The organism is Paenibacillus anseongensis, from assembly GCF_009757995.1.
Taxonomy (GTDB): Bacteria; Bacillota; Bacilli; order Paenibacillales; family NBRC-103111; genus Paenibacillus_E; species Paenibacillus_E chondroitinus.
The window spans coordinates 1-26,265 of record NZ_WSEM01000030.1 but is presented as its reverse complement, the minus strand read 5'-3'; the positions used below and the strand labels follow the sequence as shown (position 1 = coordinate 26,265).

General features: G+C 51.1%; 24 protein-coding genes and 1 riboswitch. Of the genes, 14 read left to right on the top strand and 10 right to left on the bottom strand.

Annotation, left to right across the window (positions count from 1 at the left end):
* The first annotated feature begins 17 nt into the window (after window positions 1-17).
* Complete coding sequence (locus tag GON05_RS28800; RefSeq protein WP_309491817.1) at window positions 18-947, top strand: DMT family transporter; 930 nt, start codon at window positions 18-20, stop codon at window positions 945-947.
* 89 nt (window positions 948-1,036) lie between these two features.
* Here GON05_RS28800 and GON05_RS28795 read toward each other — a convergent pair whose 3' ends face one another.
* The 3 genes from GON05_RS28795 to GON05_RS28785 form a co-directional block, all read right to left on the bottom strand.
* Window positions 1,037-2,653, bottom strand: a complete 1,617-nt coding sequence (locus GON05_RS28795) for a HAMP domain-containing sensor histidine kinase (protein WP_157324061.1) — start codon at window positions 2,651-2,653, stop codon at window positions 1,037-1,039.
* Entirely contained in the window at window positions 2,650-3,345 is a 696-nt protein-coding gene (locus GON05_RS28790; protein ID WP_127456849.1) for a response regulator transcription factor, read from the bottom strand. The genes GON05_RS28795 and GON05_RS28790 overlap by 4 nt, the downstream gene beginning before the upstream one ends.
* A gap of 111 nt (window positions 3,346-3,456) precedes the next feature.
* Complete coding sequence (locus GON05_RS28785) at window positions 3,457-4,248, bottom strand: hypothetical protein (RefSeq protein WP_157324059.1); 792 nt, start codon at window positions 4,246-4,248, stop codon at window positions 3,457-3,459.
* A 414-nt stretch (window positions 4,249-4,662) separates the two neighbouring features.
* On the opposite strand from GON05_RS28785, the gene GON05_RS28780 reads away from it, so the two are divergent.
* Entirely contained in the window at window positions 4,663-4,959 is a 297-nt protein-coding gene (locus GON05_RS28780; RefSeq protein ID WP_127456847.1) for a Rieske (2Fe-2S) protein, read from the top strand.
* Window positions 4,960-5,012: 53 nt separating this feature from the next.
* On the opposite strand, the gene GON05_RS28775 is transcribed toward GON05_RS28780, so the two are convergent.
* Window positions 5,013-5,858: an SDR family oxidoreductase gene (locus GON05_RS28775; RefSeq protein WP_157324058.1), complete on the bottom strand. Its 846-nt coding sequence runs from the start codon at window positions 5,856-5,858 to the stop codon at window positions 5,013-5,015.
* 118 nt (window positions 5,859-5,976) lie between these two features.
* Entirely contained in the window at window positions 5,977-6,387 is a 411-nt protein-coding gene (locus GON05_RS28770) for a MarR family winged helix-turn-helix transcriptional regulator (RefSeq protein WP_157324056.1), read from the bottom strand.
* 248 nt (window positions 6,388-6,635) lie between these two features.
* Here GON05_RS28770 and GON05_RS28765 point away from each other — a divergent pair, with 248 nt between their 5' ends.
* Together GON05_RS28765 and GON05_RS28760 are read left to right on the top strand one after the other, a co-directional pair.
* Window positions 6,636-8,885: a sensor histidine kinase gene (locus GON05_RS28765; RefSeq protein ID WP_181646371.1), complete on the top strand. Its 2,250-nt coding sequence runs from the start codon at window positions 6,636-6,638 to the stop codon at window positions 8,883-8,885.
* Window positions 8,854-9,555 carry a response regulator transcription factor gene (locus GON05_RS28760; protein ID WP_157324053.1) on the top strand — a complete coding sequence of 234 codons (702 nt, stop codon included), beginning with the start codon at window positions 8,854-8,856 and terminating at the stop codon, window positions 9,553-9,555. The genes GON05_RS28765 and GON05_RS28760 overlap by 32 nt, the downstream gene beginning before the upstream one ends.
* 871 nt (window positions 9,556-10,426) lie before the next feature.
* Here GON05_RS28760 and GON05_RS28755 read toward each other — a convergent pair.
* The 3 genes from GON05_RS28755 to GON05_RS28745 all read right to left on the bottom strand — a co-directional run bounded on the left by GON05_RS28755 (window position 10,427) and on the right by GON05_RS28745 (window position 14,021).
* Complete coding sequence (locus GON05_RS28755) at window positions 10,427-11,608, bottom strand: YncE family protein (RefSeq protein WP_157324051.1); 1,182 nt, start codon at window positions 11,606-11,608, stop codon at window positions 10,427-10,429.
* 87 nt (window positions 11,609-11,695) lie between these two features.
* Window positions 11,696-13,171, bottom strand: coding sequence for an S-layer homology domain-containing protein (locus GON05_RS28750; protein WP_157324049.1), 1,476 nt, complete (start codon window positions 13,169-13,171; stop codon window positions 11,696-11,698).
* A 247-nt stretch (window positions 13,172-13,418) separates the two neighbouring features.
* Entirely contained in the window at window positions 13,419-14,021 is a 603-nt protein-coding gene (locus tag GON05_RS28745) for a biotin transporter BioY (RefSeq protein ID WP_157324047.1), read from the bottom strand.
* 124 nt (window positions 14,022-14,145) lie between these two features.
* On the opposite strand from GON05_RS28745, the gene GON05_RS28740 reads away from it, so the two are divergent.
* From GON05_RS28740 to GON05_RS28730, 3 genes are all read left to right on the top strand, one after another.
* Window positions 14,146-14,982, top strand: coding sequence for an ATP-binding cassette domain-containing protein (locus GON05_RS28740; RefSeq protein ID WP_157324045.1), 837 nt, complete (start codon window positions 14,146-14,148; stop codon window positions 14,980-14,982).
* The gene (locus GON05_RS28735) at window positions 14,973-16,637 is read left to right on the top strand and encodes an ATP-binding cassette domain-containing protein (protein ID WP_157324043.1); all 1,665 of its coding nucleotides are present in this window, start codon (window positions 14,973-14,975) and stop codon (window positions 16,635-16,637) included. The genes GON05_RS28740 and GON05_RS28735 overlap by 10 nt, the downstream gene beginning before the upstream one ends.
* 133 nt (window positions 16,638-16,770) lie before the next feature.
* Window positions 16,771-17,553, top strand: a complete 783-nt coding sequence (locus GON05_RS28730) for an EcsC family protein (protein ID WP_157324041.1) — start codon at window positions 16,771-16,773, stop codon at window positions 17,551-17,553.
* A 315-nt stretch (window positions 17,554-17,868) separates the two neighbouring features.
* Here the strand turns inward: GON05_RS28730 and GON05_RS28725 are convergent, their stop codons facing one another.
* Complete coding sequence (locus tag GON05_RS28725) at window positions 17,869-18,021, bottom strand: hypothetical protein (protein ID WP_157324039.1); 153 nt, start codon at window positions 18,019-18,021, stop codon at window positions 17,869-17,871.
* A gap of 300 nt (window positions 18,022-18,321) precedes the next feature.
* Between GON05_RS28725 and GON05_RS28720 the strand changes: the two genes are divergently transcribed.
* From GON05_RS28720 to GON05_RS28705, 4 genes are all read left to right on the top strand, one after another.
* Complete coding sequence (locus tag GON05_RS28720) at window positions 18,322-19,551, top strand: NAD(P)/FAD-dependent oxidoreductase (RefSeq protein ID WP_157324037.1); 1,230 nt, start codon at window positions 18,322-18,324, stop codon at window positions 19,549-19,551.
* A gap of 185 nt (window positions 19,552-19,736) precedes the next feature.
* Window positions 19,737-19,897: riboswitch (cyclic di-AMP (ydaO/yuaA leader) on the top strand.
* Between the two features lie 97 nt (window positions 19,898-19,994).
* Window positions 19,995-21,830 carry an APC family permease gene (locus tag GON05_RS28715; RefSeq protein ID WP_157324035.1) on the top strand — a complete coding sequence of 612 codons (1,836 nt, stop codon included), beginning with the start codon at window positions 19,995-19,997 and terminating at the stop codon, window positions 21,828-21,830.
* Between the two features lie 56 nt (window positions 21,831-21,886).
* A complete protein-coding gene (locus GON05_RS28710) occupies window positions 21,887-22,147 on the top strand; it encodes a YqkE family protein (RefSeq protein WP_127458519.1) in 261 nt (86 codons plus the stop codon).
* A 77-nt stretch (window positions 22,148-22,224) separates the two neighbouring features.
* Window positions 22,225-23,094: a polysaccharide deacetylase family protein gene (locus GON05_RS28705; RefSeq protein ID WP_157324033.1), complete on the top strand. Its 870-nt coding sequence runs from the start codon at window positions 22,225-22,227 to the stop codon at window positions 23,092-23,094.
* An 8-nt stretch (window positions 23,095-23,102) separates the two neighbouring features.
* Here the strand turns inward: GON05_RS28705 and GON05_RS28700 are convergent, their stop codons facing one another.
* On the bottom strand, window positions 23,103-23,318 hold the full coding sequence (locus GON05_RS28700) for a hypothetical protein (RefSeq protein ID WP_157324031.1): 216 nt from the start codon (window positions 23,316-23,318) through the stop codon (window positions 23,103-23,105).
* Window positions 23,319-23,504: 186 nt separating this feature from the next.
* Here GON05_RS28700 and GON05_RS28695 point away from each other — a divergent pair, with 186 nt between their 5' ends.
* The 3 genes from GON05_RS28695 to GON05_RS28685 all read left to right on the top strand — a co-directional run bounded on the left by GON05_RS28695 (window position 23,505) and on the right by GON05_RS28685 (window position 26,169).
* The gene (locus GON05_RS28695; RefSeq protein ID WP_157324029.1) at window positions 23,505-24,917 is read left to right on the top strand and encodes a hypothetical protein; all 1,413 of its coding nucleotides are present in this window, start codon (window positions 23,505-23,507) and stop codon (window positions 24,915-24,917) included.
* Between the two features lie 251 nt (window positions 24,918-25,168).
* Entirely contained in the window at window positions 25,169-25,741 is a 573-nt protein-coding gene (locus GON05_RS28690) for an NUDIX hydrolase (protein WP_157324026.1), read from the top strand.
* Window positions 25,738-26,169, top strand: a complete 432-nt coding sequence (locus tag GON05_RS28685) for a DUF1284 domain-containing protein (RefSeq protein ID WP_157324024.1) — start codon at window positions 25,738-25,740, stop codon at window positions 26,167-26,169. The genes GON05_RS28690 and GON05_RS28685 overlap by 4 nt, the downstream gene beginning before the upstream one ends.
* The last annotated feature ends 96 nt before the right edge of the window (window positions 26,170-26,265 follow it).

The following is a 26,265-nucleotide window of genomic DNA, read 5'->3' as shown; positions in this document are numbered from 1 at the left end:
GAACAAAGCACGCGAATGTGGTTTCAGCGCGCTCAGGGGGCATCAGCGGAGTTTGGTATGTGGCGTTAGGAGCTACGCTTTGGGGGCTCGACCCGCTATTTCGGATCTTGCTGTTAAAAAGCTTTTCATCAGCGCAAATCGTATTTATTGAGCACCTGCTCCTTGCCTGCTATGCGGTGCCAATACTCGTGAAGTACCGGAAAACCTTGATCGGTAAGCTTTCGCTGGGCGTCATCGGCGCGCTGCTGTTCATCTCCTGGGGCGGATCGGCGATAGCAACGATCTTGTTTACTGCTGCTTTCTCGCATGGTAATGCGAACGCGATACTGCTTTTACAAAAATTACAGCCCTTATTCGCTATTATTTTAGCTCGCGTAATGCTCAAAGAGACGTTGCCTTCTAAATTTTTTGCTTATATTGCGGTGGCGCTGCTAGGCACGTATTTGCTGACATTCGGCTTTTCGTCGCCAGAGATGGGCCTCAAAGATCTAGGAACCATAAGCTGCTTATTCTCTATTCTTGCAGCAGGCTTATGGGGCGGCTCGACGGTCATGGGTAAGTACTTGCTGCAGAAAAAGCTCGACTTCCCCATTGTTACTTCGCTGCGCTTCCTGCTTGCCATCCCGTTGCTGACGGTCGTACTTGTGGCTAGCGGCGATGCTTGGCATGTAACCGGAACTAGCGGAGGTTTGATACTTATTGCCGTTAACCTTTTGTTCCAGGCGTTTTTCCCGGGCTTGCTCTCCATGCTCCTCTATTATAAAGGGCTGACCTCGACCAAGGCGTTTTTCGCAACGTTGGCGGAGCTTGCGTTTCCAGCGGTTGGCGTCTGCGTGAACTGGCTTGTTTTCGGCCAAAAGCTAACGGTAGGACAGCTAGCCGGCTTCATCGTGATTTGGCTCACCCTGTGGGTCATGAGCCGCAATCAGAGCAAAACGGCGGCATAAAGCTCGAAAAAGAGGCTCTCCCTCGGTCACATGACGACCTTGACCTTGGGAAGCCTCTTTTATTTGCCTGCCTCTCAAACCCAAGCACCTCAAGAAACCTTCGGAACCTTGAGTTTACGATCCACTTGCGCTGTTTCACCAGGCTCAAGGTAAAAGGAAACCCCGCCTCGCTCGTTCGCGGCGCGCACCATCATACCGTGATGGTCCATGATCTGCTTCACGATGGCAAGACCAAGCCCGAACTGGCCGTCCCCGCCAGAGCGGAAGGGCTCAAAGAGGCTGTCCGCAATCGCCTGATCGAGCGGCGGACCATCGTTACTGATCTGCAGCCGCGAGAATCCGGCTGCAGCTTCCTTACCATCGCCATGGGATGGCGGCGTGAGGAGAATCCGGATGCCGCTTTTGGCATAGCGGAGCTGATTGTCGAGCATGTTCTCCAAGGCGATTTTCCACTGATCGGGATCGCCGTGCAAGGTAGCAGGGGGGAGCTCTATCTCCCACTCGATTTCAGGGCGGCGATAGCGCAGCCGTTCAACCACATCTTCGATGACCTCGTGCAGCTCGAAAGGGCGGAACGGCTTCTCGCGAGCGGTGACATAGTTCAGTTTGTTGAGCAGCAGCAGGTCGCGAATTCGCTTCTCGAGGCGCTCGCCCTCCTTCAGAATGACGCCCAAGCTTTCGCCTAAGGTCCCTTTCGGAAAAACGCCGTCGAGAATGGACTGGGCATAGCTGCGGATCACCATGACCGGGGTTTTCAGCTCGTGAGAAGTGTGCTGGAGGAAGAACTGCTGCGCCTTGTCCTGGCGCACGAGACGCTGCCGCATCGCTTCAATCGCTTTGGCCAGTCGTCCCACTTCATCTTTGCGCCCGGTTTCAATCGGGTCATGCCAATCTCGTTCAGCCATACGTCCAACGTGCTGCTCCATCTGAACGAGCGGACGAGTGAAGTAGCGGGCGATGATCAGACAAGGCAGCCATGAAATCACGATGAGACCGACCATCATCAGCATAAGTCTGCCGAACATGGTCATGACCAGATCGTTGCGATAATTGCCCCAGGCATAAGAAACGATAAAGCTGGGTTGGCCTTGAACAAGCTCTTTGCGAATCACGTAAAAGATACTTTTTTTATCAATAATGGTCGTATATTTGGCAACGGGCTGTTTTTGGGCAAAAGCATCCTGTTCCATCGCTTGCATGAACGGCTCGCCGCTCGTGAACGCCTTGCTAAGGGCCAGTGACTCTTGGGTTCCGCTAATCGTAAAATGCCGGATCGCCGGAGCGCTCAAAGTTGCTGTAAAGGGAGACATCACCTTCGTTGCAATAGAGGCTTCCAATGGAATAATAGGCATAGCGTTGCCCATTTGTATGCTAGTCGCCTCCGGCATTGTTTCCGCTTGTAAGGCATCAGCATCAGGGACAGCCTGATTGATAGGTGTTAATGCTTTTACGTCCGTTATGATATTCGTCATTTGCGTGGTTGTACCCTTTGTAGCCAGGGTTAGGGTCGGTGTCGTCAACGTCGTTGCTTCCATACGAAGCCCGCTTTGTGTATCCAATAAAATATCATACAGCTGCTCTGTAAAAAATCCCTTCAACGTCCAAGGCAGCAGAACGGCAAGCAGTGTAAAAATGAGCAGCGTTAAAGCCGCGAATGCTCCCCAAAGCTTCATGGCCAGCGGCCATTGTCCTAATCGGAACGTCATGCTTTCACCATCCTGTATCCGTATCCGTATACGGTTTCTAGTCGCAGCTCCGGCAGCTTGCGGCGAAGCCTGCGCACCAAATCATCCACGACCCGGTCTGTTCCGAAGTAGTCGATTCCCCAAACAGCTTGGAGCACTTGTTCACGCTCCAGCACTTGCCCATGATGGCTTACCAAATAGAGCAGCAGCTCAAATTCCTTGGAGGTAAGCTCCAGCTTGCTGCCATCCTCAGCAGTTACGGTGCGTGCTTGCTCATCGATCAGATAAGGAGCCACATTCAGCTTCGAGCGGCGTTCCAGCTGCGCAGGCATCAGGCCGGCAGGGTGTCCGCCGTACACGCGCTCCAGCAGCTTACGAGTGCGAATGACGAGCTCGCGAGGTAAAAAAGGCTTGGCCAAGTAGTCATCGCTACCCATCTCCAGGCCAACGATCCGATCAATATCCGCGTCTCGCGCCGATATGAAAATAACGGGCTGTGCCGGCTGATCCGCCTTAATCTCGCGCATGAGTTGATAGCCGTCTACGCCGGGGAGCATGATATCGAGGACCCACAAGTCCGGCCGCTCGGATATGGCGGATCTTGCCGAGGTCCCGTCAGCGAACGAACGCACTTGCCACCCCTCTTTCTCCAAATAGGCGGCCAGAACGCCCCTGAGATGCTCTTCGTCTTCTACTAAATGAATGCGATACATGCAGTTTCTCCTTCTTTCTAATCAGCGATGGGGAAAAGGTGGAGCCGTTCGCACAATTTCTGCGTTCGGTCCACCGGAAAGGTCAACTTGTTTTTTTATCTATATGGAAAGTTAGTTCGATTCTTCCGTTTTCTCTGTTGACTTCTCATCAGCCTTTGCAGCTTGTTCTTTCAATGTTTTTGCAAGGCTGCGCAGCGATTCTGTTTCTTTCTTGTAATCCGTGAGCAGCTCAGGCAGCAGGCTTTGAATAGTTGCTGCATCGTCAACTTCGACAGCTTCCGCTAGTTTTTGCTGGCGCTTGAACGCTTCAGATGGTTCCGCTTTAATTATATCACCAGAGATAGCTGTTCCCTCAAGTGGAAGTGCTTGGATGGTCGCGGTAGCGTCCGCGCCGTCTTTTTTGATAATGGTGAACGTCTTAAGTTCTTTACTCGGGACTAATTGAGCCGCTTCGCCGTCAGGTAAAGTTGGAGCCGGCTGAGCAGGATCGAGTTTGAACATTTTAGTTTCCAATGTACCTTGGGTAGCCGGCTGAATCGTAGCGGCGCTTTTAATTACCATTGTTTTGGAAAAAGCAGGTTTCGGCATCTCGCTTTCCGCTTGTTTCCGATCCTCTAACGCTTGTTTCCAGTCGGCCAAGCTCTCAGGAGCATAGTTGCTGACTAGCAGCTTCAAATAGTTGCGCTCATGAGCTGGTTGCAGCAATAGGCCGCTTGAGCTTGTGCCTAGTTGAACCGCACTGGTTGCCATTATCGGTGTTGCTGATGTGATTGCAGTGCTTGCTTTGGTATCTGTTGTAGTCGTGTCAGCCGCTGATGCGCTGCCTACTGCTCCGAAAGCCATTGTTACCATAAAAGCTAGCAGACTAGCTTGACTTGCGCGACGTTTCCATTGTGTTTTCATTGTAGAAAACTCCTCTCAATTTTGGGGTATGTAGGTGAGTGCCTCTCCCTTACAACCTAAATGTACCGTAAGATTATGGACATCCTATCGTAACATTGTGGGAAATTATGTGTTGCTTTTATGGGTGCTGAAGCTTTGATATGGAGCGTGCAGGGGTTCATTGGACGTAATCCAATGTAATTCGTATTTGGAGATTCCTATTGGTTATGTCATTGGATAAATTCCAACGAGATGGCATGGAAGGGGGCAAAATCAAGTAGGATTAGGTGGTTCCATTGGAATTCATCCAATGAAAAGTAATATTTTGCGGCTTAATTGGCCGATTCGTTGGATTTCATCCAATAAGGTGTTAAATGTCATGTCGAAAATGTAGTAAACTGTATGCTGGAATAGAATGAACAGAGGGGTGTCTACATGAAAGAAGTGCTGCTAGGGCCTGTAGAGAGTTTCACCAAGCTGCCCGCAGAAGTTGTGTTCGATAAGAACTTGTATTGGTTAATTCAAGCCGAGGATCAAGCGACGTACCGGCTCGTATCCAGCCGATGTCCGCATGCCGGCGCTATTGTGGAGGCTGAAAAGGGGGAGTTCGTCTGTTCGATGCATGGCTGGACATTCGATCTACACTCAGGCGCATGCCTGAATGTTCCGACCAAAAGCCTTACGGCTTATGACGTTACCGTCAAAGAAGGCCAGCTTATTGCGCATGTGTAAAAAACAAAAGGACCTGCCTTATCCGTCGAACGGTTAGGCGGGTCCTGATTTTTTTATAAATTCAAATGCAGCTTGCGTGTGTTCAGCATCCCGTCCAAACCGGTAGGGTCTTGGCTGACCTTATATTTTACAAAAGCTTCCGCCGCCTCTGAGGTGCGAATGCGCAGCGGTTTCGGCTCCATGTCCATCAGCTTCACCATGACTTCGGCGACCGACTCCGACGTTTGGGGCACCGAGTTCCGTTTGGAGAAGGCGTCCAAATATTGCGTGATGATCGGTTTATATTCATCTTCCAGAATGCCCCCGGTTTCTTGAACATGCCCAAGGACCGTTTGGTTAAAATTAGTGGCAATGGCGCCGGGCTCAAGCAGCGTAACATCAATGTTGAAGGTAGGCTTGTAGTAGGTGGCTAAGCTTTCTAATAAGCCTTCAACGGCAAATTTAGCCGAGCAGTAAATTTCATTGAAAGGTTGTCCCACCAGCCCGCCAACGCTTGTTGTTGCTACCAAATGTCCGGCATCTGATTTACGCAAAAGCGGAAGGCCAGCGCGGATCGTATGCATAACCCCATATACATTTGTGTCATAAACCCGATGAATATCTTCCATCGTTGCTTGTCCTAATGCCCTTAAAAAACCAAAACCGGCATTGCAGAACAGGACGTCCAAGTAACCGTGATTACGGTCGATCTCAGCAAATGCTTTTTCCAGCGACTCAGGGCTTGTTACTTCCATTTCTATAAAATGAAGATTGGCAAGGTGCCCATGCTGCTCCCGATCACGGTCCACATGGCGTGTTCCGGCATACACCGTCCAGCCTAACTTTGCAAATTTCTGGGCGGTCGCTAATCCGATGCCAGAGGAGGCGCCGGTAATCGCGATAACTTTGCTTTTGCTCATCATTTATCACTCCGAATGTTAAATTATTAAACTGTTTAATGACTATACAGTATGTTAATTCAACTGATTAGTCAAGACATTTAAAAAATCCCAACGCGGGCGTGTCGGGATTTTCATGCTATAGCGGCAGCTTCTCCAATAGCTTTTTGAGCTGCGCAAGCTCATCTTCAGTATAGGGCGTGAAGAGTTGTTCAATTTTGTTATTATATGCTTCCAAGATATCGTTTATAAGCTTATTTCCTTTGTCCGTTACTTGCAGCATTAGGCTTCTGCGGCTAGTAGGATGAGGCTTGCGAATCACTAACTCCTGCTCCTCTAATTTATCCAGCAGTTGCGTAATCGCTCCCCGAGTCAGGCCAAATTCATTCGCTATATCAACGGCGATGCAGTCCGGATGCTTGCGAAGAAACTCTAACGCATACATCATGATCGGTGAAATATGAAAATGGGGAAGCACCTGCGTCAAATAGGAGGAGAGGGCATTTTTAATTTCGCGAAATTTGTACGTGATGAGGAGATCTTGGTTCATGGTTTAGCCGCCCTTTTTGTTTAGTATCTATACATTATAGCAAGGTCATACACGGGATCCAAGCTGCTGGAAGTAAAAAAAGAGACCCACAGCAACGGGCTGCAGGTCTTAAGTATATATATTTTAAAGGGGGGTTGAGACTTATTATAGGCCCAGTTCATTAAAAGCAGATGAAAAACACATTTCATTTTCATTACATTTTTTCTAATGATAAAATAGAGAGATCAAGGAAGGGCGGGGGAACGCTTATGAAGCATTATTCCATGCGATCACATTTGACGGTAACGTTTGCTATCATGGCAATGATTCCGGTTCTGATTCTTGGCACCTTTCAGGTTTATCAAATTACCCATATTACGCAGGAGTCCAATAGGAACCAGGAGCTGACGACCTATCGTCTCGGGGACGCTGTGCAGGATTATATGTACTATCACCGCAATGCGGTTGAAACACTGGCGGCCACGATTTCAGCCTCGGATGCGGCTTTTCGGACGCGCGAGAGCTTGACGTTGAAGCTGCAATCGCTGCAGATGAATTTGGCGGGCTTCTCAGGCATATATGTGGTAGATCAAAATGGCTTTATCAAGGCTACGCATACCACAGCCAATGATTCGCTGATCGGCACAGACGTGAAAGATCGGGACTACACCAAACGGGTGCAGACCGCCCAAAACACCATCATCTCGTCGCTTTTCCTAGGACCGGAGGGGCTGAATCAGCCGGCTGTCGCCATTGCGGTACCCATTTATAAAGGCAATAAACAGCCCGATGGGTTTGTGCTCGCTGTGCTGGAGCTTACGCCGATCAAGGAGCTCGTGACGAAGTACGATTACGGCAAAGAAGCGTATCCGGTTGTACTGGATCATGCGGGCAAGCCGATCTATCATCCGAATGAGACATTGACCGCAACGTTGGCGGATTTATCGCAAGAGCCTGTCGTTGCAGACGCACGGAGTCAAAAGCAAGGCGAAGGAACCTATGCGCTAAGCAATTCCAAGCAAAAAGAACTGATTACTTACAAAGCCATCCCCGACATCGACTGGATCGTTTGGGTGAGCAAATCCAAAGCAGCGGTTAATGCCGCTTTTACAGAGTCGCTAAGCATTACGATTTTCCTGTTGGTGGTTACGCTTATTTTGACGGTGCTGCTAGGCAGTTTCTTAGCCAAAAGGTTGAATGGTACCATCCATGCTTTGGTTGGATACACCCAGCGCCTGGCAGGAGGAACCTTCGTAGAGCCGGATAGCAAGGTCGTTCCGCAAGGAGCGCCATTGGAGCTGCAATTGCTGGCGGACGATTTCTTCCAGATGGCGGAGCAGATCAAAGAGAATCAAGGCGCGCTGCTGCAGCTCAACAGTGAGCTGGAAGACCGCGTCGAGGAGAGGACCCAGCGGCTGCAGGATGAGCATGCGACTTTGAATGCGGTGCTGGAGAGCATGTCCGATGCCGTCGTATTGATCGATATGGCGCATCAAGTGGTGTATGCCAATCATCGGATGGCTGAAATTTTCGCTATTCCGATGCCGGAACTGGCGATTATGCAGGAATCGGCATTGTTCGATCGTATTGAGCTGCTGCTGCCTGAACGTCAGGATGAACTGGAGAAGTTGACGGCGGGGCCGAGGGTGCAGGGGACTTTTACGGTAAAAAGCGGTCAGGGCAAAGAACGGTTTATGATGGTATCGGCTTTTCAGGTGGCTAGAGAAGGGCGGGTTTTTGGCCGAGGTTATGTGTGGCGGGATATGACGAAGGAGCATGAAATCGATGCTTTGAAAAATGATTTGATCTCACTAGCCTCTCATGAGTTCAAAACGCCCATCACCAGCATACGCGGCAGTGTAGAAACGCTGCTTCGAGTCGATGCGAAGTGGGAAGAAAGCTTTAAGCAGGAGCTGTTAGAGGGCATTCACGAAGATATCGGCCGCATTCAGGATCTGATTGACGACTGGCTAGACATCTCCAAAATCGATTCCGGCGCGATGAGAATCAACCCGCTGCCGCTTCGTGTGGAGGCCGTTGTCGAAAGCGCGATGCGAAGACTTCCGCAGCAGGCGAACGACATGCATACCCAATTTGAGGTGAACGTGGCGGAGGATACGCCGCTAATCTATGCGGATAAACTGCGCATGGAGCAGGTGCTCGTGAACTTGTTCACTAATGCCGTTCGGTACAATACGCAGCATCCGATTATCCGGATTACGGCTCATGTGGATGAGCATTTTGTGTATTTAGACGTGCAGGACAATGGCATTGGCATCGCTGCGGAGCACGTGGACAAGCTATTTGACCGGTTCTACCGGGTGGATGTTTCTTCGAGGAGCCAATCCGGAGGAACAGGGCTGGGGCTGGCGATCTGCAAAGGCATTATGGATGCGCACGGCGGAGAAGTTCATGTGGCAAGCAAGCTTGGTGAGGGAAGCACATTTACTCTCTCCATACCGAGGTTTCTAGGGGAGGAGAACGGACATGAACAAGAAGAAAATCATGATCGTCGATGATGAACCGAAAATTGTGCGTTTTGTCGCGGCGAATCTTAAATCATTGGATTTTGAAACCTTGACCTGCCAAAGCGGGGCAGAAGCGCTGGAGAAAACCGAGGAGTTCGATCCGGATTTAATTTTACTCGATTTGATGATGCCGGGCATGGACGGATTCGATGTGTTAAAAAGGCTGCGCTCCTACTCCAGCGTTCCGGTCATCATGCTGACCGCGCGCAGCAATGGAGCGGACAAAGTGCAGGGGCTTAATCTCGGAGCGGACGATTATTTGACCAAGCCATTCTCATTAGACGAGCTCTTCGCGCGAGTGAATGCCGTGCTGCGGCGCATGGATGGCCGCATGTCGCCGCCGGTCACCACGAGCGAGATCTCGCTCGGCCCTGTGACCGCGAACCTCGCCCAGCGCCGTATTTGGCTGGGCGACACCGAGGTGAAGTTCACAGAGACCGAGTACAACCTGTTTGCACTGCTTTTGCAGCATGCGGGGAAAGTCATGACCCATGAGCAGCTGCTCAGCGAGGTTTGGGGAAGCGAGTACCGCGATGAGGTCGAGTACCTGCGGGTCACCATCGCCCGCATTCGCCAGAAGATCAAAAGCGCAGCGGAAGGCGCTGCAGCCGAGCTCATTGTAACCTACCCGGGGGTAGGTTATATGGCGAAGCAGGAGTGAACGCGGAAGCCCCCTTGTCTGATTTCTAGACGAGGGGGTTTTTTGTTTGAGAGCGGCAAGTCGCCGAGGAGTTAGGGAACTATGGTCCTCTATTTTGGCGAATATCGAGGGTTTGGAGCAGGGAGAGGAACTAGAGGGTCTTATTTGCATGGAATTTCTGGGTTTCCCACCAGAAGTGTGCAAATAGCGGACTGTAGTTCCCCTCAGTTCGAAAAAGAGTGCTTTTGGAAGAAATAGTGCCCTGTAGTTCCCATCCGGGAGGCCGTCTCGTTGAACTTGGGTACAGGCGTGGCAGCAAAAGTTAGCTGAGAGTGCACAAAAGGCTGTCTTACCACGAGAAAAGTAGCTAGATGTGATCGAGACAGCCGTTTAGGCCGTCTGGGTGGAAGAAAGTGTGGAAGTGGCAGCAAAAGTTGGCTGAGAGCGCACAAAAGGCTGTCTCACCTCAAGAAAAGTAGCTAGATAGGGTCGAGACAGCCGATTAGGCCGTCTCGGGGGAAGAAAGTGTGGGTGTTGCAGCAAAAGAGCCGAGAGAGCACAAAAGGCTGTCTCACCTCAAGAAAAGTAGCTACATACGGCCGAGACAGCCGAATAGGCCGTCTCGGAAGAAGAAAGTGTGGGTGTTGCAGCAAAAGTTGGCCGAGAGAGCACAAAAGGCTGTCTCACCTCAAGAAAAGTAACTAGATATGATCGAGACAGCCGATTAGGCCGTCTCGGGGGGAGAAAGTGTGGGTGTTGCAGCAAAAGTTGGCCGAGAGAGCACAAAAAGGCTGTCTCACCACGAGAAAAGTAACTAGATATGATCGAGACAGCCGTTTAGGCCGTCTCGGGAGAAGAAAGTGTGAGTGGTGCAGCAAACTGGCTAAGAGTCTCACTCCGAAAGCAACTGCACATCAAGCGGATAATCCGGCACCTCGAAATCGCGAACAGCGCCAGAGACGAGGTCCACCATAGTCATCCCGTTCCAGCCAGTATCTGCATAAGTGACGCCGCCGGTGAGGTAGGCGTAACGCCCATCCGCGCTCGCGGCGACCATCTGGTGCATCCGCTCTAGCGGGATTATTTTCTCGGCGTACGTTTCGACGTCGAGCACTGTCAAGTTAGGCTTGCCGGTTGCGCTTCCTGCTGCTCCAATCCCGATGATGAGCAGCTGCTTGCCATCCGTAGTCAATGCTACGCCCTCTTGGTGCGTGTTGCCTGTCAACGGCTTCGTCTCGTACTTGCCGCTAGTTGGGTCAAGCACGACCAGGCCTCGCCCCTGATACGGCAGGAGCAGGCGGCCATCGGCACGAACCGCCGCGTAGTGCGGCTTCTCGAAGCCGCCTTTGCCGAAGGGAGCTGCTTCCAGCGTGCGAGCCTTGAGCTGCACAGGATCGACAGCGGTCACGGAGTAGGAATCGTGATCGATAGTGTAGACCTCACGGCCGTCGAGGCTGGTGACCACATCGAACGGTCGAACGCCAACAGAGACACTGCCAGTCATGGCGAGTTTCTCTGCATCCATGATCTCAAGTTGGCTTTTCATACCTCTGCCACCACCAGTTAAGTACACACCGACATAGACGAATTTGCCGTCAGGGGATATGGCAATTCCCATACCGCCGGGACGGTACTCACCAAATTGAGGCTTGCCGATAGCGTCAGCAGCCATATAAGGCACTAACGCAATACGTTTGCGCTGCTGCGTATCTACGACAGCAACACCTTCCGCGGTAGAAATATACGCGCGATGATTAGGACCTTCAGCAATGGCAAAAGGAGCCTTGCCAACCGTCAGCTTTTCGAATTGACCCGTGGCTGGATCAAGGAAAGACATATAATCACTTTTGGAATGAGTTACGAGTAAGGTCGATTTTGCTTTTGACACAGTCGCTTCAGGAGCAGGCACTGTTGTAGGTGTTGGTGTTTGTGTAGGTGCTGTTGTAGCTGTAGATGTAGATGTTGGCGTTGCAGTTGCCGTTGGCATCGCAACAGGCGCAGGACGCGAACTGCAGCCAACCATGAAAAGAACTATCGTCAGCATGGAGAATAGCGCACGATTTTTGAAAAGCATAGATCAATCACCTCATTGGAATGAATGGTAGAACAAAAGGAGCACCTCATTCAAGGCACTCCTTCCCAACGCTTTTACTTCATAAATTTATTTCGCTGCAGTCAAATTTACTCCCGCAGCCGTAGCCCACTTGCCTTCTGGAGCGACAGTATAAGTCATACCCGGCACAAGTTGGCCGTTATTTAGCAGAGCAAAAGTACCTACAGCACCTTTACGCGTGGTAATCGTGTATTCAGCTGTCAGAACAGTACCGTCTGTCGCTGTCAAAGTAACACGGCGTGAAACGAAGATTTCATCCTTTGGATCCTGGGAAAGGGTCACATTAATCGTTTTCGCATCCACTGTAGAAGCGGATTGGATCGTCAGCGGTGCGATGTCTTTCGCTGTAAATGTAGCATTTTTCAAAGTAGCCCAGTCCGCAGAAACCGTGTAAGTCACACCTGGCTTCAACGTTTCGCCGTTAGGCAGCAGGAATTTAGGAGCTTGACGACCATCGGTTGCCTGTGTGAAAGGCAAATATGTGGCAGTCATTGGAGCACCGCCTTCAGGTGTAATTTGTACCACACGGTTCCGCATCGAAGAAAGAATTTGATACGTCATGCCTTTGTATTCGTTCTTGTCATTCACGATAAAGGAGCCTGGACGTCCTTTGGCATAGGCTGCAATAACGTAACCGTAGTCCGCTACGCCATCCGTCAAATGAGACTCAACCTCAAAAACGTCATTTGCTACTTGCTGCGTCGAAGCCAACGCAATTTTCTCTGTGCTCGCGGTAAAAGTTCCGGCAAGCTCGCCTTTATAAGTTAGCGTGTAGGTCGTGCCTGCTTTTTGTGTTGGAACAGGAACGATGTAAGTCGAAGTGGAACCTGTTTTTAAACGTGGAACGTTATTTATAGCCAAACCATTGTCAAAAACAAAGTTTTTGGAAGCAGGTTCAAGTTCTAATTCTGCCGTAGGGATCGGTGCCGAGAAGGTGACTTGCAAGGTAATTGCATTCAAAACCTCCAGCTTAGTCACATGGATTGGAGCTAATTGCTGCGCTTCGAAAATGAGTAGAGCGGCCTGACCACGTGTCACGGAGCTACCTGTCAAAGACGCATAACTCGGTAGTTGCTGAACTGCGGCTGCATCAACTTTTAACACCTTCGCAATAACGTCTGCCAACTGCTCGGAAGAGATTGTTGAGCTACCTTGGAACTGACCGTTAGAGGCAGAGATAGCTCTTACAGATTCAAGAGCAGCAGCGTAAGCGTAGAACCAATCTCCTTTTGCTACATCGCTAAATGTCGTCGTTGCCGCTGTGTCCACGTTAACGTGTAGAGCGAGTGCGGCCATTTTGGCGATTTCAGCGCGAGTTACCGCCTGATCAGGAAGAAAGCTGTGATCCTCATATCCGGATAGCACTTGTTGCTGAGCTAATTGTTCAATAGCAGCTTGTACTTTGGAGGAATTAGCGGCATCAGCGAAAGGGTTCGCGGCCAAAGCATTGAAAGGTAGAATTGCGGACAAGCCTACAGTTGCTGTAATGGTTAAAGCGGCGATTACTTTTTTGTTGTTTTTCATCTATAACACTCCTGTTCATTATAATGGCGTTGCTAGGTTTACATAGTTTCCTTATGCCTCATGCATTTGCATGGTGTTCCTTGTGTCGTGCCTGCTTACAAGATCAAGCTTACACGTCAGAGCATTACAATCGAATAAAAAAACAGACCTGCACATTACAAAAACGTAAAAATCTCCTGGCAATCTATCAAGCAAGCACAAAAAAGCCCTACTACTCAAGGAATGAGCAGTAAGGCTGAAAATAAAATTACATTCTGACATCCGTACGCTGCACAACGCTGTGCGAAGAGGAACCAGTAAGCCGCTCTGGGGAAAACACTTGTCGAACCGGCACGATGATGAGCACCGCAACCGCAGCTTTGATCGCGTCCCCTAAGAGGAAGGGGTAACAAGCGGCAATCATCGCTTTTGCAAACGTATAAGAAGGCACTCTGTACATCAACCATGGTACTCCGGCAAGATAGAGAAGCAAAGATCCGAAAATTTCAAGCACGAGGAAGGCAGCCAGGTAGCCCATAAAGCCTCTCACACGAACACGCGGCAGGATCATACCAACCAGCATAGCGGAGAACGGATAGATCATAATAAAACCACCCGTAGGTCCGAGCACGATGCCTAAACCGCCATTTCCATGAAGCAGTGGAAACCCGATAGCCGTCAGGATCACAACGAGAGCCATACTGAAGAAGCCGTAACGCGCTCCGAGCAAGCCGCCGGCAAGCATAACCGCCAGCGTTTGCAGAGTAATAGGAACAGGTGTAAAAGGGAGTGAAATGCTTGCAAAGCTGAATAAGACAAGAATTGCTGCAAAAAGTGCACTGAAAACAACGCCGCGCAAAGTGAGTTTCATATTGTCCATCGCTCCTGTTTCTGTTATTGTTTATGTATTGTCAACTTCAATTTATATCAATGGTTAACAATAAATCATTCAGATCATAGCATATCTTTTATGAAAGTGGAAGGACATTTTATATATGGCAAATCGAGAAATTGTGGCTTCTTTGCGGAATGCCTCCGTCGTCTATCGAACACAATCGGAAGAAGGAAGGCGGGTATGGTCGGACGTCACATTAGATATTTATAAAGGCGAATGGATGGTCGTCATCGGGCCAAATGGCAGCGGCAAAAGCACCTTAGCCAGCAGTTTATTGGGCTTGAGCCCCCTCTCAAGCGGTGAACTGATCCGCAATGAATCTGGGCAAATTAGAGGCGTGCTTCAATTGCCGGATGCTCAGTTTATAGGAGAAACGATTCAAGAAGAATTCGATTATCTACCGGGTAAACAGGATTTAACACAAGAAGGACGCAAAGCCTGGTATCTCGAAAGCTTGTCAGCTGTGGGCTTGTCGCTCCCGCTCGAACGAACGCTTTCCACCTTATCCGGGGGGCAAAAGCAGTTGGTTAATTTGGCGGCTGCCCTTGCGCTTCAGCCTGAAATCCTGGTGCTGGACGAACCGACGGCGATGCTGGATCCTGCGGCAAGACAGGGAGTCCGACAGGCTGTGCGCGAAGCTCATCAGCGAGGCACGACCATTGTATGGATTACGCATCGGCTGGAAGAAGTGGCGGATGCGACGCGCGTCATCGGGTTTGGTGACGGACGGATCACGTTTGATGGGGGACCTCGGGCTTTCTTTTATGGAGAAAGTGAAGATAAGTCGCTGGAGACGTCGCCTTGTACCGAGTTAGGGCTCGACTCGCCCTATGTGGTGAAGACAGCTTTCGGCCTGCTGAAGTACGGCTGCGAGCTTCGCCTGCTTCCCTTGGATATGGATGAGCTGGCCGAGGCGGTGGCAAATTCATGTCAATAGTCCTGCAAAATATTCAAATCAACGCCCCGGACAATCCCGGTCAGCAGCTATTGAAAGATATCGGTTTCGAGCTTTCAGACGATTCCGTCACGGTATTAATCGGACATTCGGGTTCGGGAAAGTCGACGCTCCTTCAGGTGATGGCAGGTATTTTGGAGCCGGCCTCAGGAGTAATCACACTTGATGACCAGCCTTTGTGGCATAAAAGAAAGGTAGACCAAGCGCATCTTTTGCGGCTGGGTTTGATTTTTCAATTCCCGGAGCAGCAGCTATTCGCCAGCAGCATCCGCGGAGAATTCGCCTACTCGCTGCGCCCTTATCGGCTCGCAGCGGACGAGCGCGAGAACCGCATCCGCGCTGCTTGCGCCGACCTCGATCCGCGCGGCGCCTTCGCCCTGGAGCGCTCGCCGTTTGGCTTAAGCGGCGGCGAGCAGCGCCGGCTCGCGCTGGCGACCACCTTCGCCACGGCGCCGGATTGGCTCCTCATGGATGAGCCAACCGCCGGCCTCGAGGCGGCAGCCGTCCGCGAATTGCTGCGCATTATTCGCGAAAGAGAGCGTGGCGGCTACGTCATCGCCACACACGACCTAGACACGTTCCTGCCGCTGGCAGACCGTGTCCTTGTGTTAGACCACGGCGAGCTCGTCTTCGACGGGTCGCCGGAAGCGCTATGCCGCGCGCCGGAGCTGCTCACGCGCGCGGGGGTCGGCCTCCCGAGCTGCGTGGAGGCCGCTCAAGCCCTTGCGCGCCGCGGCATCGCCATCGCGCCGGACTTGCTTGCGCCGGAGCTGGCTGCGCCGGCGATCTTGCAAGCGCTGCGCGAGCGCAGCAGCAGCGCAAGCCCAGGGCCGGCGCCGCAAGCAGCAGCGCCGAAGCCCGCGCGCGTTGCGCCAGCCGCGCCGCCACAGGCCGCGTGGCTAGCGCGGGATCCGCGCGCGAAGTGGCTGCTCTACCTGCTGCTGGTCATCGGAACGATGCAGCTGCAGGTGTGGAGCGGCCTCGCGGCTTCTGCGCTGCTCTTGGGCCTTTCGTGTCTTGGCCTTCCGCGCGCCGCGATTCGCGGCAGTTGGAAGATCGCCGTGCCGTTCCTGATCTTCATGTTCCTCTCCATCTTGCTGGGCGGCTTGGAGTGGAGGCCTGCTGACGGGCAGTTCCCGCTTGGCTTCGCGACCGAGCGCGCGTGGAGTGCGGGCTTCGTACTCACGCGCCTGTTCCTGATCCTGATGGCCGGCTATTGGCTGGTCGTGTCTACGCCGTATGGCCAGCTTGTGCAGGGACTGAACTGGGCGCTGTCTTTTTTCCGCAAAATGAAGCTGCCCGTGGAGTCATTTGCTTTAGCGGTCTCGCTCTTGTTTCGGTTCATCCCGCTTATTTTGCGGGAGTGGCAGCGGTTTTCGGCGATTGTGAGGGCTAGAGGCAAAGCAGCGATCAGGCCTGGCATGGTACGCATGCGAGATATTCCGGCGCTGGTTGTACCGCTCCTCCTCGCCATGTTTCACAAAGCTGAGCAAATGACCGTAGCGATGGAGATGAAAAAAATCGACGGCAAGCAGCAGCTGCTGAAAAAAAGCACCTTGAGCTGGCAGCCCAAGGATACGCTGATCGTCATTTGGAGTGTAGTTGTTTTTGGCGTGCTGATCGTTATGCGTGACTAATAGGAGGGAGGGCAGCTCAATTTGGAAGAGCTGCTCTTTTTGTGCTCTGCGGCTGTAGGTGGAGGGGGAATCTTGAGGATGCAAACCCCGTATACTATACTTTAACTAAGAACCTCGACCGGCGGTGACAAGCATGAAATTTTCTGATTACACCCTCTATGAGCAGCAAATGCTGCGTAAAGTGAAGCTCTGGGAAATACGCCAACAGAAGACCCCGAATTTGCTCGAAAGAACCTCGAAAACCGTCTCCACAAACATCAATAAGCTCATCCCGGAAAAGGTGCACAAAACGATCACGGCCACTGTCAAGGGGATGTTTCAGACGACATTGTTCGGGATGAATTATATCCCTCAGAACGACCCGCTTGTAGGCGCTTCTCTGGCTGAAAGTGATGCTAAAGCTGAGGAATTGCTGTCACTTTATAAAAAGATTGCCGCTGCCGAGGGAGCAGGTACGGGAGCGGGTGGGATTCTGCTCGGCTTGGCGGACTTCCCGATTCTCATCGGGATCAAGCTGAAATTTCTGTTCGAGCTTGCGCACGCCTATGGCTATTCCACGAAGGACTATAGAGAGCGCTTGTTCATTTTGTATGTGTTTCAAATCGCGTTCTCCAGTCCGGCGAAAAAGCCTGCTCTACTAGACACGATCAAAAATTGGCACAAGATCGCAAGCGGCTTTCCGCCTTCTGATGCCTATATGAATCAAGTGGATTGGCAGCAGCTGCAGCAGGAATATCGGGACACCATTGATTTCCGTAAAATGCTTCAGCTTGTCCCCGGCATTGGAGCTGTCGTAGGCGCATGGGCGAATTTTGGCTTGCTGGAAGAGTTGGGCGTGGCGGGCATGAACAGCTTTCGCTTGCGCCGTTTAGAGGATAAAGCCAGGTTGGAGGCTGAGGGTAAGGGTGAGCAGTGAACGGGTGGATTCCCGTTGGAGAAAATCCAATGGAAGTGCCAATTTCCACGTTAAAATGCTGATTTGGTTGGACGAAATCCAATGCATAGGGGGAAATTGGCGTCCTGTGGGCTGATTTTGGTGTGCCTCGTTGGATTTTATCCAACGGAGCGCGGGAATCCGGCCTCATAAAGGCGTTCCCATTGGAATTCATCCAATGAGAAGGGGCAAGGCTTCGCGCGCCCACGGCCCAACGTCCTGGACCTGCATAGCGTGCACCCGCCGCGCGATCCAGCTCCCTTAGTCCCGCCTCGCGCTCTCGCCATACGTTCCGGATCACCCCCAGCCCCGCGCACTGATGCCCCCGCGCCCGCCACCACCGCAATCCAGCGCCCTAAGTGCCGCATAGCGCCTACCCGCCGCGCGATCCAGCTCCCTTAGTCCCGCATCTCGCCCCCACCACGGCGCTACAACGCTCTGTTTCCGCATAGCGTGCCTCCGCCGCGCGATCGAGCTCCCTTAATCCCGCCCCGCGCTCTTGCCCTACGTCCCGCATCGCTCCCACGCAGATATGCCACTCCACACCCCGCAGCCCTTTTTGACCAAGCTAGGCAATGTTCCAGTGATTTTTAAGAAAGAGGCACATATACTAATGATGAGCCAAACCATGTGTACGCCCTGAATGACTATGTGATTTTTTTCACATGACAACCTGTGAATGGTTTGGTCGATCTTTTTCACCAACGATGGTAGAGAAAAAAGTTGATGTAATCGGAGGAGAGGATTCGGATGAGTAAACCGAAGGTGGTTATTCTGGGAGCGGGGTACGGTGGGCTTGTAACGGCAATAAGGCTGCAGAAGCTGATCAAAGCAGATGAAGTGGCGGTCACACTGGTGAACAAACACGACTATCACTACATGACGACACATCTGCATATGCCGGCAGCTGGCACGGATCATCATGAAAATGCGCGTGTAGACATTAAGGATCTGATCGATGAGCGGAAAATTCATTTCATCAAAGCGACGGTTCAACAGATTGTACCTGAGGAAAAAAAGGTGGTCCTGTCGGACGAAGTCCTCACCTACGATTATTTGGTCGTGGGGCTTGGGAGTGAGACGGAAACCTTTGGTATTCCGGGATTGCGCGAGTATGCGATGACAATTAACAGCATTAACAGTGTTCGCTTCATTCGTCAGCATACACAGTATATGTTCGCTAAATATAAATTGGATTCCAAGCATCAAGAATATTTGACAATCGTTGTTGGTGGCGCAGGTTTCACAGGCACGGAGTTTGTTGGAGAGTTGGCGGACCGGATTCCTGATCTTTGCCAAATGTTTGACGTCGATCCTTCCTTGGTTCAGATCATCAATATCGAAGCATCGCCTACTGCTTTGCCGCCCGGACTGCCGAATGATCTCGTGGAATACGGCATGGACGTGATGCGCCGTAAAGGGGTTCAATATAAATTGTCTACCGCCATCAAGGCATGCGAGCCCGGCGGCGTACTGCTAGGAGACGGCCAATTCATTCCTGCCGGCACGGTTATTTGGTCGGGAGGTGTCCGTGGGAATTCCTTGCTGCAAGATGCGGGCTTCCACGTCCAACGCGGCAGAGTCAAAGTGGATGACTACTTGCGTTCGTTGCAGTTTCCCGATGTTTTTATTACGGGAGATTGCTCGATTGTCATGAGCCCGGAAGGCACGCCATACCCCGCCAATGCCCAAATCGCAGTCCAACAAGGTTATAATACAGCAAAAAATTTGCTCTATTCACTGACTGGAAAACCATTACGACCTTTCGCCTACGATTACAAAGGCACGGTCGCCTCGCTGGGTCGCGGAGAAGCGATTGGCATCCTAAAGGTCAAAAAAGTGAAAGGCAGGCTGGCCGCATTCCTCAAAAAAATAATCGATGCCCGCTATTTATTTCTCATTGGCGGTATCCCACTCATCTTCAAAAAGATGATTTTCAAGCAAAAACAAGCCACTAGAAAGCGTCATGTGAGAAATTAATTTTGCTAAAACACCCTAAAATCTAATGAATCAGACAATAAGCTAGTAAAACAGAGATACTGAAAGGATTACACCATTGTAAGCGGATTATCAAATGAATGCGGGGAGGGAATAATCTTTTTTAAGATTATTCTCTCCTTTACTATGAGCCAATAAGAGAGTAGTATCAACTCGTACGTTAACAGTTGAATATTTCGCTTAATTTTCTTATCAGAAAAGCGGGGGAACCATAGGTTTCAACGGGGTGAGTAAGGTGTGTTTTGTCGCATGCGGCAGCTACCTTTAGGGCAGATTTCTCGCAGCCCGAACCCGTCAGCTAACCTCGTAAGCGGTCGTGAGAAAGGAGAACATGTGGCTAAGCACAAGGTCTATCCTTGTGTTTTTTTGCGCCTAAAAAAGGGAAATCAAGCTGAAAACTAGGTTATTTGGAGGAATTTCACAGCATGACAAGTGACTCATTGAAAAAGATTGTATTCGGCAAACCGCTGAAATCAGCGGAGCTGGAATCTGAGAAAATGCAGGTATGGAAGGCTCTGCCCATCCTGTCATCAGATGCCCTGTCTTCGGTAGCCTATGGCACGGAGCAAATTTTGCTAGAGCTTGCAACTGTTGGGGTTGCTGCTTTTGCGTTCTCATTGCCGATTGCAATCTCGATTATTGCTTTAATCATGCTTCTTGTTTTAAGTTATCGCCAAGTGATCGAGGCCTATCCAATGGGCGGCGGAGCTTACATGGTGGCCAAGGAAAATTTGGGCATGATGTCGGGAAGGCTCACTGGGGTTTCACTGCTGATTGATTACACGTTAACCGTTGCCGTTTCGATTTCGGCAGGCGTGCAGGCGATAACGTCGGCTTTCCCAGTTACGGTGCCTTACATTGTCCCCATAGCCTTAGTGCTGGTCTGGTTGATGGTTTGGCTGAATTTGCGGGGTACTTCTGAATCCGGAACGGTGTTCGCGATTCCAACGTACTTTTTTATCCTGTGTATCTTGCTGCTGATCGGCAAAGGGATCTTCGATATGCTGACAGGATCCATGAATATGCATGAATTCCAAGTTGTTCCCAGCTCGATGACGAGTTCATTGACTTTGTTTGTAATTCTAAAAGCTTTTTCATCAGGCTGCTCGGCCGTGACAGGGATCGAGGCGATTTCCGATGCGGTGCCGCATTTCCGTACGCCATCTGTCAAGAATGCCAAGAAAACCTTGGCTTCGCTCGGTACGTTACTGGCGATTGTCTTCGGGGGCGTCACCTTGCTGAGCTTGGGTTATGGAATTGCACCTGACCCGCATGGGCACACTTCGGTCTTGTCGATGGTTACGGAGCAGGCGTTTGGCCGTGGCGCCATGTATTATGCCACACAGATTGGCACCATGCTGATTCTGGTATTGGCTGCGAATACGAGCTTCAACGGATTTCCGATCTTGGCGTCCATTATGGCCCAGGATAAAAACTTCCCGCGCATGTTCTCGTACCGGGGAGACCGGTTGTCGTTTCACTACGGAATCGTAACGTTAGGTGTTTTGGCAAGTATTTTGCTCGTCATTTTCAAAGGAAAAACCGATGCACTTATTCCACTTTATGCAATTGGCGTCTTTTTATCTTTTACCCTGGCCCAAAGCGGTTTGGTCCGCAAATGGTTCAGAGAACGTCCAGCCGGCTGGATCGGCAAGTTCGTTATTAATGGGTTAGGGGGAATCGTTTCCCTTGCCGTTCTTATTATTTTCTGTATCACCAAATTTAGCGAAGGCGCTTGGATTGTTATTATTGTGACGCCGCTATTGCTTTGGGGAATAACCAAAATCAGCAATCACTATGATGATGTAGCCAAACAACTGCGCATTGATATCACGCAAGAACGGGTATGCGTTAAGGAACCTGTGATCATTGTACCTGTAGCGGGTATTCATCGCGTAGTGGCGCAGTCTTTGAACTATGCCAAATCGTTATCTCCCAATGTCATTGCCTTCTACGTCTCGTTTTCGGATGAGGATGAAGAAGCGATGCAGGAGAAGTGGGATAAGTGGGATCCGGGTGTTCGGCTTGTTGTGTTCAAATCCCGTTACCGGACTATTTTGAAGCCGCTGGCTGAGTTTATTGAAAGAGTCGATACCCATGTTTCGGAAAAGCAATCGATCATGGTGATCCTGCCCCAGTTCATGCCGAAAAAATGGTGGCACCGCTTGCTCCACAACCAGTCTGCCGCACGTATTCGCTCGAAGCTGCAAGCCGATAAAGATATCGTCGTTGCGACGGTGCCCTATCATTTGCATGAGTAGAAGTGTACAATAAAGGGGTATACCGGATGTAGAAATGGAACAGAGGTGAACCCTTTATGGCAAAAAAGAAATGGTCAAACACAACCGCTGAACCTAGCGCGCAAGATAAACCTGCGACACTCAAAGATTTGCTGAGCCCTGATATCGTAGCCGGGCTGAAAGCACAGGCGGATGCGATGAAAGCTGAGGAACAGGCTCGTAAAGATGCTGCCAGAGCTGAAGCAGAGGCTGCGCGCAAGGCGGAGGAGAAGCGGCTGGAGAATGACTTTGGCCACCTGCTCGAGAAGAGCAAGCTGGATTGGAGAAAACACAAATGAGGAAGCGCTTGGTGTGCTTCCTTTTTCTTTCGAGTGCGTTGATAACGCTTACAGGTTGTGGGGTGGAGAGAGGGTCGATGAAGCTTGCAAACGAAGCGGCTGTGTCGGAAAGGCCGGATTCTGTTGCATCTGCAACGCCGGTTGTGCAAGGCACCGTCACTCCAGTTCCCTCTTCGAAAGTGATGCCGACAGACATATCAGCACCAACAGACGCACCGCTCTCACCTGCCAAGTCGCCTTCGCTTGCCCAGACCTTAGTGGAACGGTACCATAAGGCAGTTCCGACAAAGTGGGGCGAGAACATCCCTGGCGTGCGGACACATCTTGTGACGCAGGATAAGGTGATCGCCCTGACCTTTGATGCTTGCGGCGGCAAAGAAGGCAGCGGTTACGATGAGAAGTTGGTCGATTATTTGATCAAGGAGCAAATTCCAGCGACCTTGTTTGTTAATGCGAGATGGCTTGCTGCGAATCCGGACATTTTTGCCAAGCTGGCGGCGAATCCGCTGTTCGAAATCGAAAACCACGGGACCGAGCATCGGCCGCTCTCTGTGAATGGCAGAGCCGCATATGGCATCGCAGGAACCAAAGATGTGAGCGATGCGATTCGCGAAGTAACGGAAAATGCGGATGAGATCGAGAAGCGGACAGGGAGGCGGCCGCTGTTTTTCCGCTCAGGCACGGCCTTCTACGACGATATCGCCGTCGACATTGCCCACGACCTGGGCTTCCAGTTGGCGGGCTACAACGTACTTGGAGACGCTGGAGCTACTTTTAACACGGAGCAGGTCTACCATGCGCTTATTAAGGCTCGGAGTGGCTCCATTGTTTTGGCACATATGAACCACCCGGAGAAAGACACGGCTGAAGGTGTCATGAAGGCCATACCTGTTATGCAGAAGGCGGGCTTTCGATTTGTTCATCTGTCAGCCTATCCCGTAGAGTGAAATAAACATCACCTTTTTTTCATCTCAAAAAACTCGCACTCATTCCGATCATAGTAAGCTAAATCAGCAACACGAGATTGCAAAACCACGGTCGTTTCGCTGAAACGAAGGACGATCGCATTCGAGTCGACAATATGATCGTCTTTGAAAACACGGACAAAAACACCTTTTTCCACAGCCTCCTGAAAATCGGAATCCGTTACTAATCGTTGGTTACCGGCCATACTCAGCATTCTCCTTGCATGTGTAAAATAATTCTTCAATTGTACCACAACGCGCCAACAAACTCCCGTTCTCCACGAACGCCTACTCTTCGCCCAGCATAGAATGTAGCACCAAAGAGTCTATTTCTTGCAATTGACGAAATGGACTCCCAAATGCTGCATAGGCAGAGAGGATGCGTGATCCCGATGGACATTCAATTACTGCCGATTCATTGGGTATATCTAGTATTTATTGGTTTTATTCTTACCTTTTTAATTAAACGCAGAGACACCACGATGATTTGTGTGGTTGGGATTTTTGCGTTGGGTTTACTAGCGACGGAAACCTTAAGCGGTTCCGTATCCGGGGTGTTCAACAGTTTTATTTATGCAACCAAAGAGTTGATGGGAACGATTATGATTATCTCAATCATCGTAGCGATGAGCCGTGTGCTTATTCGCACGGGCATCAATGAAACGATGGTTGCTCCATTGACTCATTTTCTAAGGACGCCGGCGCTTGCTTTCTGGGGCATCGGGATTATCATGATGGTAACTTCCTGGTTCTTCTGGCCGTCTCCCGGTGTTGCGCTCATAGGAGCGGTACTGCTGCCTGTGGCAGTGCGTGTGGGTTTACCAGCCTTAGGCGCAGCCATGGCAATGAACTTGTTCGGACACGGGATTGCGCTGTCAGGAGATTATATTATTCAAGGGGCGCCTAAATTAACTGCCGATGCTGCCGGATTGCCGGTAACTGCGGTGATGGAGGCAAGCGTACCGCTTGTTATTGTCATGGGGCTTGTGACTACGGTAACCGCATTCTGGATGATGCGTCGGGATATCAAAAACGGGACATGGCGCGACGGTCTTGTGACGAGCGGTAACGGGGATAAGGATTCGCTGCTCTCCTCCGAGCAAGATGCCAAGTCCAATCTGTCTTCTAAAATGAGAAAAACACTCGCGGTGATCATTCCGATCCTGTTCGCGTTAGATGTAGTTGCGATGTTCGTCCTCAATCTTCAAGGTGGGGATGCGACCGCGCTTGTCGGTGGAACCGCCGTGTTCATTCTCATCGGCGTTACGCTGCTGGCCCACCGCAGTCAAGGGCTGGAGCAAACGACTTCCTACCTCATCGAAGGCTTCGTCTTCGGGTTCAAAGTCTTCGGTCCCGTGATTCCAATCGCCGCGTTCTTTTATCTCGGCGATGCTGCTTTCACGGACCTGTTCGGTAAAATACTGCCGGCAGGCTCGCACGGCATCGTGAACGACCTCGGCGTCGCGCTCGCAGGCGTCGTGCCACTGAACGGCGCGGTCGGCGCCGTGACGCTCACCGTCGTGGGCGCGATTACCGGCCTAGACGGCTCTGGCTTCTCCGGCATCTCCCTCGCGGGCTCGATTGCGCAGCTCTTCGCAACCGCCATCGGTTCCGGTGCGGCAGTGCTGACCGCGCTCGGGCAAGTAGCCGCCATCTGGGTCGGCGGCGGTACGTTGATTCCGTGGGCGCTCATTCCGGCAGCGGCCATCTGTGGGGTTAGTCCGTTCGAGCTGGCGCGACGGAACCTGCTGCCTGTGTTAATTGGCCTCGCCGTAACGACGATTGTCGCTATGTTTTTGGTGTAGATTGCAGCAAGAGCCTCCATTTGGGAATGTATTTAAGCCTAGCTTAAATGACATTGTCCAGTTGGGGGCTTTTTTCTGCTTTTTAACACGGATGAATTAGCCCAATTGGGAGATATCACAAGACTAGCGCAGATAGTATCTCCTAAAGCGGTTACAATGAACTCAGAACGAACGGGATCGGATTTGCCTATCCCTCATCGGAAGCAGTAAGCTTACATACAGATGACTACATGAATTTGGAGATGAGACGAATGGAAGCAAAGTTTTGTATGACATGTGGAGCTCCGATGGAGACGCGCGATGTGGATGGTACGATAAGAAGAGCTTGCACGGCGTGCAGCTTTGTACACTGGGGCAACTACAGTATTGGTGTAGGTGCACTCGTTACCAAGGATGAGAAAATATTGCTTGTACGCAGAGCGCAAGAGCCCGGAAAAGGGAGATGGACGAATCCAGGAGGCTATATTGAGCAGCATGAGCTGATCCAGGATACCATTGAGCGCGAAGTGATGGAAGAGTGCGGCATTACAGCCAAGGTTACTCGTCTGGTCGCTGTGCGAGATTTGCCTAGAAACATTCATAATGTGTACATAGCTTTTGAATTGGATTATGTCAGCGGTGAACCTGTTCCTGATGGGGTAGAGGTGGATGCAGCAGGCTTTTACAGCCTTCAAGAGATGGAAACGATGCCTGTAGCGGATTTCACGCGCTGGTTGATCGATGTTGCGCTGCACTCTAAGACCGTTGGTCTTGTTGAAGATAAAGAGCCTATTGTAAAAATGGACGGGTACGGATTGTACCGCATCCCCAAGGTCCAAGTATGACGAAGCCGATCGGTCTCCGGGGGCATCACCTGCTTTGTTTGTTAGGGTACCGGGGAATGGGATATTCCAAGGAATTCTGTGAAAATATGACGCAAGTATACGAGACACTGCGGGAGCAGCCGGAGACGACCATTCGTGTCGTCCTTGGACCCGATGATCTATGCGCAGCCTATCCGACGGATGAGGTGCCGCATTGCGAAAACAGAACAGTCTATGATCGCGATGCAGAAATCGTAGCCAAGCTTGGCTTGCAAGTGGGGATGGAGCTAAGTTGGTCCGAGATCTGCTCCAAAGTAGCTGGTTATGTGAAGCCGGAAGACATTGGCCAGCTGTGCGCCACATGCCGCTGGGAGCCTTATGGCGTATGTGCCCAAGGCGTGCGTTTGATTGGGGAGGGCGGCGAGCTGCCGCCTGTTGCTACGAAATAACGGGGTTTCCGAACCTAAACCCAGAGTTAGAGGAACCACTGCGGCTAGAATTAGAAGTGGACACATCGTTAAGTGACCCCAATAATAGACTTAACG